This is a genomic window from Methylobacterium sp. D53M (assembly GCF_053345625.1).
This window is the reverse complement of sequence record NZ_JBKFAL010000005.1, coordinates 97,530-109,860: the sequence shown is the minus strand read 5'-3', so window position 1 is coordinate 109,860 and position 12,331 is coordinate 97,530. Positions and strand designations below refer to the sequence as shown.

14 protein-coding genes are annotated in these 12,331 nt (G+C 72.2%); 9 read left to right on the top strand and 5 right to left on the bottom strand.

Annotated elements, in window-relative coordinates; translation table 11 throughout:
- Positions 1–2: 2 nt before the first annotated feature.
- The gene (locus ACLBYG_RS11255) at positions 3–1,295 is read right to left on the bottom strand and encodes a lytic murein transglycosylase (protein ID WP_447681504.1); all 1,293 of its coding nucleotides are present in this window, start codon (positions 1,293–1,295) and stop codon (positions 3–5) included.
- Positions 1,296–1,450: 155 nt separating this feature from the next.
- On the opposite strand from ACLBYG_RS11255, the gene ACLBYG_RS11250 reads away from it, so the two are divergent.
- The 3 genes from ACLBYG_RS11250 to ACLBYG_RS11240 all read left to right on the top strand — a co-directional run bounded on the left by ACLBYG_RS11250 (position 1,451) and on the right by ACLBYG_RS11240 (position 3,734).
- The gene (locus ACLBYG_RS11250) at positions 1,451–1,945 is read left to right on the top strand and encodes an SRPBCC family protein (protein WP_447681503.1); all 495 of its coding nucleotides are present in this window, start codon (positions 1,451–1,453) and stop codon (positions 1,943–1,945) included.
- Between the two features lie 152 nt (positions 1,946–2,097).
- Positions 2,098–3,510, top strand: coding sequence for a pyruvate kinase (gene pyk / locus ACLBYG_RS11245; protein WP_447681502.1), 1,413 nt, complete (start codon positions 2,098–2,100; stop codon positions 3,508–3,510).
- A gap of 95 nt (positions 3,511–3,605) precedes the next feature.
- Positions 3,606–3,734, top strand: a complete 129-nt coding sequence (locus ACLBYG_RS11240; RefSeq protein WP_012320301.1) for a hypothetical protein — start codon at positions 3,606–3,608, stop codon at positions 3,732–3,734.
- Positions 3,735–3,787: 53 nt separating this feature from the next.
- On the opposite strand, the gene ACLBYG_RS11235 is transcribed toward ACLBYG_RS11240, so the two are convergent.
- The gene (locus tag ACLBYG_RS11235; RefSeq protein WP_447681501.1) at positions 3,788–4,975 is read right to left on the bottom strand and encodes a patatin-like phospholipase family protein; all 1,188 of its coding nucleotides are present in this window, start codon (positions 4,973–4,975) and stop codon (positions 3,788–3,790) included.
- Positions 4,976–5,484: 509 nt separating this feature from the next.
- On the opposite strand from ACLBYG_RS11235, the gene ACLBYG_RS11230 reads away from it, so the two are divergent.
- Entirely contained in the window at positions 5,485–6,021 is a 537-nt protein-coding gene (locus ACLBYG_RS11230; protein WP_026604914.1) for a GcrA family cell cycle regulator, read from the top strand.
- 12 nt (positions 6,022–6,033) lie between these two features.
- Here ACLBYG_RS11230 and ACLBYG_RS11225 read toward each other — a convergent pair whose 3' ends face one another.
- A complete protein-coding gene (locus ACLBYG_RS11225) occupies positions 6,034–7,032 on the bottom strand; it encodes a TAXI family TRAP transporter solute-binding subunit (RefSeq protein WP_447681580.1) in 999 nt (332 codons plus the stop codon).
- 230 nt (positions 7,033–7,262) lie between these two features.
- On the opposite strand from ACLBYG_RS11225, the gene cysK reads away from it, so the two are divergent.
- From cysK to ACLBYG_RS11200, 5 genes are all read left to right on the top strand, one after another.
- Complete coding sequence (gene cysK, locus ACLBYG_RS11220; protein ID WP_070999936.1) at positions 7,263–8,237, top strand: cysteine synthase A; 975 nt, start codon at positions 7,263–7,265, stop codon at positions 8,235–8,237.
- A 320-nt stretch (positions 8,238–8,557) separates the two neighbouring features.
- Positions 8,558–9,061: a hypothetical protein gene (locus ACLBYG_RS11215; protein WP_447681500.1), complete on the top strand. Its 504-nt coding sequence runs from the start codon at positions 8,558–8,560 to the stop codon at positions 9,059–9,061.
- A gap of 81 nt (positions 9,062–9,142) precedes the next feature.
- Entirely contained in the window at positions 9,143–9,322 is a 180-nt protein-coding gene (locus tag ACLBYG_RS11210) for a hypothetical protein (protein WP_331297759.1), read from the top strand.
- Complete coding sequence (locus tag ACLBYG_RS11205) at positions 9,322–9,636, top strand: hypothetical protein (protein ID WP_020093054.1); 315 nt, start codon at positions 9,322–9,324, stop codon at positions 9,634–9,636. Before ACLBYG_RS11210 ends, ACLBYG_RS11205 begins: the two co-directional genes overlap by 1 nt.
- Positions 9,633–9,791 carry a hypothetical protein gene (locus ACLBYG_RS11200; protein ID WP_020093053.1) on the top strand — a complete coding sequence of 53 codons (159 nt, stop codon included), beginning with the start codon at positions 9,633–9,635 and terminating at the stop codon, positions 9,789–9,791. Before ACLBYG_RS11205 ends, ACLBYG_RS11200 begins: the two co-directional genes overlap by 4 nt.
- 33 nt (positions 9,792–9,824) lie before the next feature.
- On the opposite strand, the gene ACLBYG_RS11195 is transcribed toward ACLBYG_RS11200, so the two are convergent.
- A complete protein-coding gene (locus tag ACLBYG_RS11195) occupies positions 9,825–10,076 on the bottom strand; it encodes an RAG2 PHD domain containing protein (RefSeq protein ID WP_447681499.1) in 252 nt (83 codons plus the stop codon).
- A gap of 148 nt (positions 10,077–10,224) precedes the next feature.
- Positions 10,225–12,048 carry a translational GTPase TypA gene (gene typA, locus ACLBYG_RS11190; RefSeq protein WP_020093051.1) on the bottom strand — a complete coding sequence of 608 codons (1,824 nt, stop codon included), beginning with the start codon at positions 12,046–12,048 and terminating at the stop codon, positions 10,225–10,227.
- Positions 12,049–12,331: the final 283 nt, after the last annotated feature.

Genomic DNA, 12,331 nt, shown 5'->3' with positions numbered 1-12,331 from the left:
CGTCAGGGCGCGGCCCGGACCCGGTCCAGCAGAGCGGCGTCGGCGTAACCGTCCGGCGGCAGGCCGACCGACCCCTGGAAGGCGCGCAGCGCCGCCCGCGTCTTCGGGCCGATCTTGCCGTCGACCCCGCCGGTGGCGAAGCCGCGCTCCGTCAGCCGGGTCTGCAGGTCGCGCCGCTCGTCGCCGGTGAGGGGCCGGTCGCCCCGCGGCCAGTCGTGCACCAGGCCCGGGTCGCCGCGCAGGCGGTCCGACAGGAGCGCGACGGTCAGCGCGTAGGACAGGGCCGTGTTGTAGCGGAGGATCACCGCGAAGTTCGGCTGCAGCAGGAAGGCGGGGCCGCGGATCCCGGCGGGCAGGATCAGGGTCGCCTCGGCCGTGTCCGGCAGGGCGCGGTCGCGGGCGGGCCTCACGCCGAGCGCCCGCCACGCCGCGACGGTGCGGACCGTCGTCTCGTCGGCGAGCGCCGCGTCGAAGGTCTCGGGCAGCACCGCCTCGCTGCCCCATCCCGCGCCGGGCTTCCAGCCGTGGCTGCGCAGGTAGTTCGCCGTCGACGCGAGGGCGTCCGGCACCGAGGTCCAGATGTCGCGCCGGCCGTCGCCGTCGAAATCGACCGCCTCGCGCTGGTAGACGCTGGGCATGAACTGCGTGTGCCCCATGGCGCCGGCCCAGGACCCGGTCAGCCCCGCCGGCATCCGGTCGAGGGGCGCCTGGTTCCAGGCCAGAATCTGGAGCGCCGCCGCCAGCTCGTCGCGCCAGTAGGTCGCCCGGGCGGGATCGCTGCAGCCGAGCGTCGCGAGCGAGCGGACGACCGGCTTCACCACCGCCGGGTTGTCGAGCACGGCGCCGTAGCTCGATTCGACGCCCCAGAACGCCACCAGGATGTGGCGGTCGACCCCGTACCTGGCCTCGATGGCGGCGAGCGTGTCGGCGTGCTCGGTGAGCTTGCGCAGACCGGCCTCGACGCGGGCCGGCTTGACGCTGGCCTCGATGTAGTCCCAGATCGGACGGACGAACTCGCCCTGGCTCTGGGTCGCGGCGATCACGTCCGGGTCGGGGGTGAGCGCGGCGAGCTGCGCCTCGGCGAGGCCCTGCGGCACGGCGCGGGCCGTGACCCAGGCGATCAGGTCGGCCCGGCAGGCCTCGAAAGCCTGCGGCGCGGCCGGCGGCGACGGGTCCGACCCCGCGGCGAGCGCCGGCATGGCCGTGCCGATGACGAGCGCGGCGCCGGTCGTCAGGGCCGCGCGCGCGGCGCCGCTCCGGGTCGCGGGCCGCTTCGGCGCAGCGCGATCGTCCATGGGCATCTCCGGTGATCCTGACGGGCGCGGCGTAGCATACCGCTCCGGCAGCGACACCTTCGAGACGCGGTCCGTCGCGGCCACGGGGCTCGCCGCGGCCGGGCGGCGCTCCAAGTCGCGTCACATCAGCCCGGTGGCCCGGAGACCGACCCGTGATGCATCCCGCTTCCCTGACGGCGATCAGCGCGGCCGTCCTGGCCGCCGGACCGGCCAGCGCCCTGGAGGTCACCCGCAGCCGCGACATCCCGGCCCCGCCCGCGGCGGTCTGGGCGCTGGTCGGCGATTTCTGCGCGATCCAGAACTGGCATCCGGAGGTCCAGCGCTGCATCCTGTCGGGCGAGGACGAGGATGACGGCATCCGCGCGCAGATCCGCGGCCTCGTGGTGAAGGGCGGCAAGGGCACGATCGCCGAGGTCGAGACCGCGCGCGACGAGACCGGCATGAGCTACAGCTACAGCTTCATCCAGGGGCCCCTGCCGGTGCGCGCCTACAACGCGACGCTGGCGGTCCGTCGCGACGGCGCGGGCTCCACGGTGATCTGGAGCGCGACCTTCGACGCCGAGGGCATGAGCGATGCCGACGCCGTCGCCGACATCACGGGCGTGTTCGACGCCGGGCTTGCCGGGATCGCCCGGGAGGCGGCCAGATAGCCCCCTGCCGAATCGGCCCGCCGCGCGAAAAATCGCCTGCCGGGCGCCGCGAGGCCTCGCCGCGGGGCCGTCGCGGACCGATGTGAGCGCCGTCGGCGCGACCGAGCGCCCGGCTCGATTCCCAGAGGCAGCCTCAGGAGGCCGAGACCCGCATGCGCCGTCACCGCCACGCCAAGATCGTCGCCACCGTCGGTCCCGCCAGCTCCGCCCCGGACCAGCTCCGCGCCCTGTTCCTCGCCGGCGTCGACACGTTCCGGCTCAATTTCAGCCACGGCCTCCAGGCGGATCACGCCAAGGTCCACGCGGCCATCCGCGCCCTCGAGAAGGAAGTCGGCCGGCCGATCGGCATCCTGCAGGATCTCCAGGGGCCGAAGATCCGCATCGGCACGCTCCAGGGCGGCCGGCTCGATCTCCAGGCCGGCGAGACGGTGCGCTTCGTCCTCGACGGCGCTGACGGCGACAAGCAGGCGATCCCGCTGCACCACCCGGAGATCTTCGACGCCGTCGTGCCGGGCCAGGAGCTCCTCATCGACGACGGGCGGGTTCGGGTGCGGGTCACCGGGCCCGAGCGGACCTCCATCACCGCCGAGGTCGTCACCGGCGGGCCGATCTCGAACCGCAAGGGCGTGAACCTGCCGGGCACGCTGCTGGACCTGTCTCCGCTGACCGAGAAGGACCGGGCGGACCTCGCCTTCGGGCTCGACCTCGGCGTCGACTGGGTCGCCCTGTCGTTCGTCCAGAAGCCGTCCGACGTCATCGAGGCGCGGGGGATCATCGGCGACCGCGCCGGCATCATGTCGAAGATCGAGAAGCCCCAGGCGCTGGAGCGGATCGCCGACATCATCCGGCTCTCCGACGCCGTGATGGTCGCCCGCGGCGATCTCGGCGTCGAGATCCCGCACGAGGACGTGCCGGGGCGGCAGAAGGAGCTGATCCGGGCCTGCCGGCTCGCCGTGAAGCCCGTGGTGGTGGCGACCCAGATGCTCGACTCGATGGTCAATGCGCCCGCGCCCACCCGGGCGGAGGCGTCGGACGTCGCCACCGCCATCTACGACGGCGCCGACGCCGTGATGCTCTCGGCGGAATCCGCGACCGGCCGCTACCCGGTCGAAGCGGTGGCGATGATGGACCGGATCATCCGGAGCGTGGAGGGCCACAAGCTCTACCATTCGATCGTCGCGGCCTCGGAGCCGGGCGAGGAGGAGACGCCGCCCCATGCGGTGGCGACCGCCACGGCCGACCTCGCCGAGGCGGTGCGCGCCGCGGCCATCGTCGCCTACACGGCGAGCGGGACGACGGCCGCGCGGGTCGCGCGCAAGCGGCCCGCGGCCTCGATCCTGGCCCTGACGCCCAACGTCGCGACCTCGCGGCGGCTGAGCCTGCTCTGGGGGGCGCACAGCGTCCTGACGGAGGACGTCGACAGCTACGAGGAGATGACCTCGAAGGCCTGCCACCACGCCCGGGACGAAGGCTTCGCGCGGCCGAACGACGTCATCGTGGTCACCGCCGGCATCCCGTTCCACACGGCGGGCAACACCAACAACATCCGCCTGATGCAGGTCTGAGGCGCCCGATCGGACGCCGGGCTGGAACGCGGCCCGCGCCTGACCCGTTGTTGGGGAAGCTGCGCCATTTGGGCGCGATACCGGAGGGCCGACCCATGAACCTGATCGGACGCATCGTCACCAAGATCCTCGGCAACGAGAACCGCCCCGTCGACCGGGACGACCGGAACGCCAGCACGGCGACGCCGCTCGGCCGCCTCGTGACGAAGATCCTGGGCAAGTAGCGGCCCCGTCCGCCGCGCGCCCGGACGGGGCGCGCGGCAGCACCGTCCGGCGATCAGTTCGCCACGGCGCTGGCGGTCTCCCTGAGCACCGGCGCGGCGGGGATCGAGTGCTGCCAGAAGGTGCCGGTCCGGCCCTTCTCGTAACCGGCCTCGTACAGGGCCCGCATGTAGGCGGTGTCGAAGCCCTTCGCGGCGGACGCCTTGGGGCCGTTCTCGTCGATGTAGGTGAGATTGAAGCCGATGCCGTTGGTGCGGGCCAGCGCGTAGGTCGCCGTCAGCGTCGCGCGGGAGCGGGCGCGGCTCGCGGTGGTGAAGGAGCGCTCGACGATCGAGAGCGTGTTGTCCTTCGTCACCTCGAATTCCGGCTCCAGGCGGCCGTTGATCACCACGTAGATCTCGGCCTTGCCGCCGGTGCTGATCCGCCCGTCGCGCAGCAGCAGGGTCTGCGGCAGGGTGAAGACGGGGGTCACCACCGAGCCGTCGACATGCATCTCCTGGAAGCGCGCGTCGCCGGCCGAGACGTCGATGAACTGGGGCGGGAACACCGCCGGGATGCTGGCCGAGGCCGCCAGCACGTCGCGGAACAGCTGGCGGGCGTTGGGCACCCCGCTCGCCGCGATGGCGCCCATGTTCCAGATCACCGCGCGCTGGGAATCGAGGTTCGTCGTGACGACCAGCAGGCGCCGGCCCTTCGCGTGCTCCTCGGCCACGGCCTTGAGGAGGTCGTCCGTGACGTAGCGGTCGATGAGGTTGCGCAGGCGCCCGTCGCCGAACAGGCCCGAGCCGAACAGCACGTTGGCCAGGTTCGGCGAGGCCACCAGCTCGCTGGCGACGCCGCTCGTGTAGAACTCGGTCAGGTAGGGGTCGTAGGCCGAACCCAGGAAGGCGAAGGGCGCGATCAGCGCGCCCGTCGAGACGCCGGAGACCAGGGTGAATTCGGGCCGCTTGCCGGACGCCGTCCAGCCGTTGAGCACGCCCGCCCCGTAGGCGCCGTCGCCGCCGCCGCCCGACAGGGCCAGGTAGGTGAAGCCCTTGAGGCGCCGCTCCGGATTGGCGGCGAGCGCCGCGATCGTGTCCACCGACGCGTCCGCGAAGACGCGCGCGCCGGGGATGCCCGGCACGGTGGCGAAGGCCGCCTGCTCGGCACTGTAGGGGGTCCGCGGAACGCTGCCGCAGGCCGCGACCTGACCCGCCAGCCCGAACGCCACCGCCATGCGCAGGCTGACCTGACGAACACCCATCGTCACTTCCTCGAACCGCGAAACGCGCCCACTCTGCCACACGGAACGAGCTTGGCCGTATCGCCTGTTCCGTCTTAGCCGGCTTCGGAGGAACGATAAGGCCGCGCTGTTGCGGTGGGGTCACGATCCCACGCGATCGGGGCGCAAGCGTGGCCGCCGCGGCCGGCGGCCCGGACGGTGCGGCGCCGTACCGGACACCGGCGGGACCGCGCCGGGGCCGCGCAGGATCGCGCCGGACCCGGCCGACCCGGGCCGGCCTGGGTCATTGCCGGTGGACAGGCGTCGCGGCGGCCCGTGCCCGGCGACCGCCCGCCCTTGCAACGTTCGCGAGCGCCGCGCTAGGGTTCCCCCGTGGCCTGGCGAGACAGGGTGTCGCACGCGATGCGGCAGCCGGTGCGCGGGGGCGCGGTCTGCGCGGCGACACGGTCGGCCGGGATAACGGCTCCTGTCGGCCTGGAAGACGCGGACTGGCCTTCGGGAACGCGGCCGAGCCGCAGGGGGCGGAGGGGATGATGGAAGCGGGTCTCGGCTGGACGGACGATCGCGTGGCGCTGCTGCGCCGCCTGTGGGAAGACGGGCAGAGCGCCAGCAAGATCGCGGCGCAACTCGGCGGCGTCACCCGCAACGCGGTGATCGGCAAGGTCCACCGCCTGGGTCTGGCCGGTCGCGCCCGCGGCGGCGAGGAAGCCGCCACCGCCGTCCCGCCGTCGAAGACGGTCGAGATCGAGACCGCCATCGCGGTGGTCGAGACGCAGGCGCCCGAGCCGGTCGCGATCCTGGCCCACCGTCCGGCCCCGGACTTCCCGGCGCCCGCGCCGGCCGCGGCGCCCGCGCCCGTGGCCCTCGCGGTGTCGGAGCGCGTCACCATCATGGACCTCCGGGAATCCATGTGCCGCTGGCCCCTCGGCGACCCGACGACGCCGGAATTCCGCTTCTGCGGCGCCCGCTCCATCACCGGCCTGCCGTACTGCACCCACCACGCCGAGATCGCCTACCAGCCCGCCGCCGAGCGGAAGCGCGATCGCCGCGTCGCCTCGTTCCGCTGAGCCGCTGCGCCGTCAGCGCAGCGTGACGCCGGCTTCGCGCAGGACGCGGGCGGTCCCGGGATTGACCTGGTCCGCCGGGACGAGGCCGACGAGGTTCCTCGGCTGCGCTTCGGTGAGCTCCGTCCGCGCCAGCGCCCGGACGATCCGGTAGGCCGTCTCCTCGTCGAGGCCGGGCCGCGCGATCACGAAGCTCCAGGACCCCACCGTCGCGATCGGCTCCGCCTGCCCGGCGAAGCTGCCGGCCGGAACCGTGAGGCGCCGCGTCGCCGCGCCGGGCTGCGCGAGGCGCGCGATGGCCGCCTCGGACGGTCCGAAGAAGCAGGCCCCGCCCGGATCCGCGGCCAGCGCGTGGAAGCCCGGCCAATCGAGGCCGCCGCCCCAGAGCGCGTCGGCGCGGCCCTCCCGCACCAGGGCCGGGCCGTCGCCGGCCCGGTCGAGGAGGATCGGGTTGATGTCGCGCTCGGGATCGAGGCCCGAGGCGCCGAGGACGCTGCGGCCCATGACGGTCAGCCCGGACTTGTGCGTGCCGAGCACGACCCTGCGCCCGCGCAGGTCCGCCACCGAGCGGATCGCGCTGGTCGCCGGCACCACGAACAGGCCCGGCGTCGGGTACATCGGCGCCAGGACGGTCAGGCCGCCGCCCTCGGCGAGGGCCGGGTAGGCGTACTCGCCCTGCACGAGGCCGAGATCGACGCGGCCGGCGCGGAGGAGGCCGACATTCTCGGACGACCCGCCGGTGGCGCGCCGCTCGACGGTCAGGGCCGGGTCCGCGGCCGCGACCGCGCCGGCGAAGGCCTCCCCGAAGGCCGGGAAGCCGCCGCCCGGCGTCGCGGTGGCGAGCACGACGCGGAGCGCCTCGGCGGCCCGCGCCGGCCGCGCCAGGATCAGCCCGAGGCCCGCCAGCAGAGCGGCCCGACGAGTCGGCCGAAGGGGGAGGCCCCGTCCGCCCGTCGGGCAGGATGGTCGGGCAGCGCCGGCCGCGGCCGGACGGGCTGGAGAATAGAATTCCATCAGGAACGGGCCGCTCAATAAAGGTCTTCCACCCCGCCGCGAAAGTTCGCCCAATTCCGGAAAGAACTTTCGGCGACGGCACTTAGCCCGATTGCTCCGGCCGCGGCAACGCGATATCGCAGCCTCCCGTCCGGGCCGGTCAAGCCTCCCCACGCGAGGGCGATCCCTTGGCGGGGCCTCTCCCGGATACGACATCTGTCCGATCCGTCACCACGAGCAGGAGTTCCGCGATGGCCGATACCCTCAACGCACCGGCGAAGGTCGGCCACGGCCGTGTCTACGGCTCGATCACCGAGACGATCGGCAACACCCCTCTGGTGCGCCTGAACCGGCTGCCCAAGGAGCACGGCGTCGACGCCGAGATCCTGCTGAAGCTCGAGTTCTTCAACCCGATCGCCAGCGTGAAGGACCGCATCGGCGTCAACATGATCGACGCCCTGGAGGCCTCCGGGAAGCTCCAGCCCGGCGGCACGCTGGTCGAGCCGACCTCGGGCAACACCGGCATCGCCCTCGCCTTCACGGCGGCGGCCCGCGGCTACCGGCTCATCCTGGTGATGCCCGAGACGATGTCGCTGGAGCGGCGCAAGATGCTCGCCTTCCTGGGTGCAGAGCTGGCGCTCACGCCGGGCGCGCAGGGCATGAAGGGCGCGATCGCCAAGGCCGAGGAGCTCCTGAAGGAGATCCCGGGCTCGGTCATGCCGCAGCAATTCTCCAACCCGGCCAACCCGGAGATCCACCGGAAGACCACCGCCGAGGAGATCTGGAGCGACACGGGCGGCCAGCTCGACGCGTTCGTGGCCGGCGTCGGCACCGGCGGCACCGTGACGGGCGTCGGCGAGGTGCTGAAGCCGCGCCTGCCGAACCTGAAGGTCTTCGCGGTGGAGCCGGAGGACAGCCCGGTGATCTCCGGCGGCCAGCCCGGCCCGCACAAGATCCAGGGCATCGGCGCCGGGTTCATCCCCGACAACCTGCACACCAACATCCTCGACGGTGTCCTGAAGGTCACCAACCAGGCGGCGTTCGAGACCTCCCGGGCGCTCGCCCGGCTGGAGGGCATCCCCGGCGGCATCTCCACCGGCGGCAACGTCGCGGCGGCGCTGGAGCTGGCCAAGCGCCCCGAGTTCCAGGGCAAGCGGATCGTGACGGTCGCCTGCTCGTTCGCCGAGCGCTACATCTCCTCGGCGCTGTTCGACGGGATCGGCTGAACTGGCCATCGGAGCGGCCTTCGGGCCGCTCCCCTACGGAGCACCGATCGAATCGCACCGGCGCGGATCGCGGCGATGTGGATCCGCGCGCTTCCGGTCCGCCGGAGACGGACACGATCGTCGCGACCCACGAAATTTTTCATTTTATCACAATCATACAATCATTTTTCTTTGACCAGTATCTGTCTCTCTCAGAAATTATTCGCAGCATAATACTGAGTTTTGGGCGAAAATTTCGGATCAACGCTGCGATCTCCCGTGCCTGGACGCCAGAAGAACTCTCCGCTAACGCCGGCCGGCGAACGGACAGTGACGATCTCATGCGCGGCCTCCTGCTTCTCGTGTTCGGCCTCTGGGCTCAGGCGGCGATGGCCCAGGGCTTCGCGGTCCACGACCTGACCGGCCTGGCCGAAGCCGCCCGATCGGCGCTCGGACCGGCGGCCACGGCGCGGGCGGAGGCCGGGCAGCTCGGCCTGCACTGCGCCGCCTGCGCGGGCGCCCCGACGATCACGTTGCGGCTCGGGCGCCTGACGGACGGGACCGAGGCCCGGGTCCGCTCGGGCAGGACGACCCTCGCGGCGCTCGAGGCGCTCTGCGTGCGGCGCAATCCGGATTGCCGGCTCTCGGCACTGCCCGCCGGCCCGGCGATCGGCTGGTTGAGCGTGTACGCGCTGGACGGCGGCGCCGGGGCGACCGCGGTCATCCTCCGGGACGGCGATCTGCTGACGATCGAGGCGCGGGCATCGGATCGCGGGGCCGCGGAGGATGCGGCGCGGCGCCTCATGCAGGCCGTCCTGCCCCGGATCGTCGGGCCGGAGACCTGAACCGACCGCCTCCGGTCGCCCGGTCCGCGCAACCCTCCCCGGCCGCCTCCGTTGTCCCCCGAAGAGGCAGAGAGGCGAGCCATGACAGACCAGACCGGACGACCCGCGCGGGAGGGTGCCGAGGCCGCGGTGGCCAACGAGACCGAGACGCCGCGCGAGAAGCTCGGCCAGATGGAGGACAAGGCGCGGTCCGACACGGATCTCGGCGAGGCGATCGACCGCGCCACCGCCGCCGTCGGCCAGGACGACGGGAAGCGCTGATGGTCAGGCCGACGAGCGAATCCGGGACGGTCACCCGCAAGCCCGACGACAAGGTCGGTTCGCGCGGGAGCCCGCCCGCCGGGGGCGGCCATCAGACGGCCGATCAGGCGGCGATCACCGACATGGGCTCCGGCGAGGCGCCGCGGACCGAACCGAAGGAGGGATGGGGCGCGGCCGGAGAGCCCGGGCGCGCGCCGCCGGCGGTCGGCGGCTCCTCGGGCGGCCACTCGGACCAGAAGGCCTCGCGGGGTCCGGCTGCCGACACGAAGGTCGCGGGCGGGCACTACCGGGCGGAGCGGGAGAATCGGGAATGACCGAGCGTCGCGAGACCGGCGCGCAGCCGGACAAGCCGAAGAACGTCGCCCCCGACGCGGTCAAGGACCCGAACGAGAAGACGGAGGGCAAGCCCGGCCAGGGGACGCCCGCCGGCGGAACGCAGAACGACGAGACCGATCCCGGGGGCAGCTGACGCGACCGGGCCGCTGGCGCGGCGGCGCGCGGCTCAGGAGAGACGGAAGGGGATCGGCCCGGAAGCCAGCGGGACGTCGCCGGGACGGCAGCCGGTCTCGACGCAGGCGTAGCGGATCGCGTCCTGGCGGCTGCGGAAGATGCCTCCGGCACGCCCACCGGTCTCGACGGCGACCCAGTGACCCTCGCCGTCCTGGCCGACGAGGTATGAGGGCTGCGCGGCGGCGGCCTGCGCGAGCGACGGAAGCGGGTTCAGCGCGACGGGCATCGGTGTCACGGGGTTCACGCGGGCCTCTCGGGTCCGCCCCATCGAAGTATCGCCCTCGGCATAAGGGTTCGATGGGTCCGAGAGCGGCCAGGAATAAGGGCCACATCAGCAACCGGGCCTGAGCGCCCGGTTGCCGGTCGTTCACGATCGGTGACGGTCGCGCGCCTCAGGCGGCGTTCTCCTTCGACCGCTCGGCCCGCTTGCGGTCGTTCGGGTCGAGGATCGCCTTGCGCAGGCGGATCGACTTTGGCGTCACCTCGACGAGCTCGTCGTCCTGGATCCAGGCCAGCGAGCGCTCCAGGGTCATCCGGATCGGCGGGGTGAGGCGCACGGCCTCGTCCTTCGACGTGGTGCGGATGTTGGTGAGCTTCTTGCCCTTGAGCACGTTCACCTCGAGATCGTTCTCGCGGTTGTGCTCGCCGACGATCATGCCCTGGTACACCTTCCAGCCCGGCTCGATCATCATCGGGCCGCGATCCTCCAGGTTCCACATAGCGTAGGCCACGGCCTCGCCCTGGTCGTTGGAGATCAGCACGCCGTTGCGACGGCCCGGCATCTCGCCCTTGTAGGGCTCGTACGCCTTGAACAGCCGGTTCATGATCGCGGTGCCGCGGGTGTCGGTGAGCAGCTCGCCCTGGTAGCCAATCAGGCCGCGGGTCGGGGCGTGGAAGACGAGGCGCAGGCGGTTGCCGCCGGAGGGCCGCATCTCCAGCATCTCGGCCTTCCGCTCGGACATCTTCTGGACGACGACGCCGGAATGCTCCTCGTCGACGTCGATCACGACCTCCTCGATCGGCTCCAGCAGGCCGCCGGCCTCGTCGCGCTCGTACACGACCCGCGGCCGCGACACGGCGATCTCGAAGCCCTCGCGGCGCATGGTCTCGATCAGGATCGAGAGCTGCAGCTCGCCGCGGCCCGAGACGTAGAAGCTGTCCTTGTCGGCCGCCTCCTCGATCTTGAGCGTGACGTTGCCCTCGGCCTCCTTGAACAGGCGGTCGCGGATCATGCGGCTCGTGACCTTGTCGCCCTCGGTGCCGGCGAGCGGGCTGTCGTTGACGATGAACGACATCGTCACGGTCGGCGGATCGATCGGCTGCGCCTGGATCGGGGTCTCGACCTGCGGGTCGCAGAAGGTGTCGGCGACGGTGCCCTTGATCAGACCGGCGATCGACACGATGTCGCCCGCCTCGCCGATGTCGATCGGCGCGCGCTCCAGGCCGCGGAAGGCGAGGATCTTCGACACGCGGCCGGTCTCGACGACCTTGCCGTGACGGTCGAGCACCTTGATCTGCTGGTTCGGCTTCACCGAGCCCGCGGCGATCCGGCCGGTGATGATGCGGCCGAGGAACGGGTTGGCCTCGAGCAGGGTGCCGAGCATCCGGAACGGCCCCTCCTCGGTCCGGGCCGGCGGCACGTGCTTGAGCACGAGGTCGAACAGCGGCTCGAGGCCGACCGACGGGTCCGCGTCCGGGCTGTCGGCCATCCAGCCGTTGCGGCCCGACCCGTAGAGGATCGGGAAGTCGAGCTGCTCGTCGGTGGCGTCGAGGGCGGCGAACAGGTCGAACACCTCGTTCACGACCTCGTTGATCCGCGCATCCGGACGGTCGACCTTGTTGATCGCCACGATCGGGCGCAGGCCGATCTTGAGCGCCTTGCCGACCACGAACTTGGTCTGGGGCATCGGCCCCTCGGCGGCGTCCACCAGCACGATCACGCCGTCGACCATCGACAGGATGCGCTCGACCTCACCGCCGAAATCGGCGTGGCCGGGGGTGTCGACGATGTTGACGCGGGTGTCCTTCCAGACGACCGAGGTCGCCTTGGCGAGGATCGTGATGCCACGCTCCTTCTCGAGGTCGTTCGAGTCCATCGCCCGCTCCTCGACCCGCTGATTCTCGCGGAAGGTGCCGGACTGGGCCAGCAGCTTGTCGACGAGGGTCGTCTTGCCGTGGTCGACGTGAGCGATGATGGCGATGTTGCGCAGTTTCATGGCGGCCCGAAACGGGTTGTGCCGGCTCCCTGGCGGCCGCGCGGCGCGGCCGTCCGCGCCGGTTCAGGTACGGAGTCGTGGTGGTTGCGTCGCAATATAAGGACGCGCGCGCTTGGGCAAGGCCGCTGAGGTCATGGGGGCCTCGCGTGACCGGGATTGCTGGGGGAAGATCGGCGTCGGGATCCGGCGCCGAGTGCCCTATATGACGGCGCGATGACACCGCGGCCGGCGGGAGTCCGCGCCTATCGGGCTGTATTGGATGAAACCGGATCCCTCGGGTAGC

Excerpts from the sequence above, each read along its gene's own strand:
- ACLBYG_RS11255 (WP_447681504.1), bottom strand. The coding sequence starts at position 1,295 with ATGGACGATCGCGCTGCGCCGAAGCGGCCCGCGACCCGGAGCGGCGCC.
- ACLBYG_RS11250 (WP_447681503.1), top strand. The coding sequence starts at position 1,451 with ATGCATCCCGCTTCCCTGACGGCGATCAGCGCGGCCGTCCTGGCCGCC.
- pyk (WP_447681502.1), top strand. The coding sequence starts at position 2,098 with ATGCGCCGTCACCGCCACGCCAAGATCGTCGCCACCGTCGGTCCCGCC.
- ACLBYG_RS11240 (WP_012320301.1), top strand. The coding sequence starts at position 3,606 with ATGAACCTGATCGGACGCATCGTCACCAAGATCCTCGGCAACGAGAAC.
- ACLBYG_RS11235 (WP_447681501.1), bottom strand. The coding sequence starts at position 4,975 with ATGGGTGTTCGTCAGGTCAGCCTGCGCATGGCGGTGGCGTTCGGGCTG.
- ACLBYG_RS11230 (WP_026604914.1), top strand. The coding sequence starts at position 5,485 with ATGATGGAAGCGGGTCTCGGCTGGACGGACGATCGCGTGGCGCTGCTG.
- ACLBYG_RS11225 (WP_447681580.1), bottom strand. The coding sequence starts at position 7,032 with ATGGAATTCTATTCTCCAGCCCGTCCGGCCGCGGCCGGCGCTGCCCGA.
- cysK (WP_070999936.1), top strand. The coding sequence starts at position 7,263 with ATGGCCGATACCCTCAACGCACCGGCGAAGGTCGGCCACGGCCGTGTC.
- ACLBYG_RS11215 (WP_447681500.1), top strand. The coding sequence starts at position 8,558 with ATGCGCGGCCTCCTGCTTCTCGTGTTCGGCCTCTGGGCTCAGGCGGCG.
- ACLBYG_RS11210 (WP_331297759.1), top strand. The coding sequence starts at position 9,143 with ATGACAGACCAGACCGGACGACCCGCGCGGGAGGGTGCCGAGGCCGCG.
- ACLBYG_RS11205 (WP_020093054.1), top strand. The coding sequence starts at position 9,322 with ATGGTCAGGCCGACGAGCGAATCCGGGACGGTCACCCGCAAGCCCGAC.
- ACLBYG_RS11200 (WP_020093053.1), top strand. The coding sequence starts at position 9,633 with ATGACCGAGCGTCGCGAGACCGGCGCGCAGCCGGACAAGCCGAAGAAC.
- typA (WP_020093051.1), bottom strand. The coding sequence starts at position 12,048 with ATGAAACTGCGCAACATCGCCATCATCGCTCACGTCGACCACGGCAAG.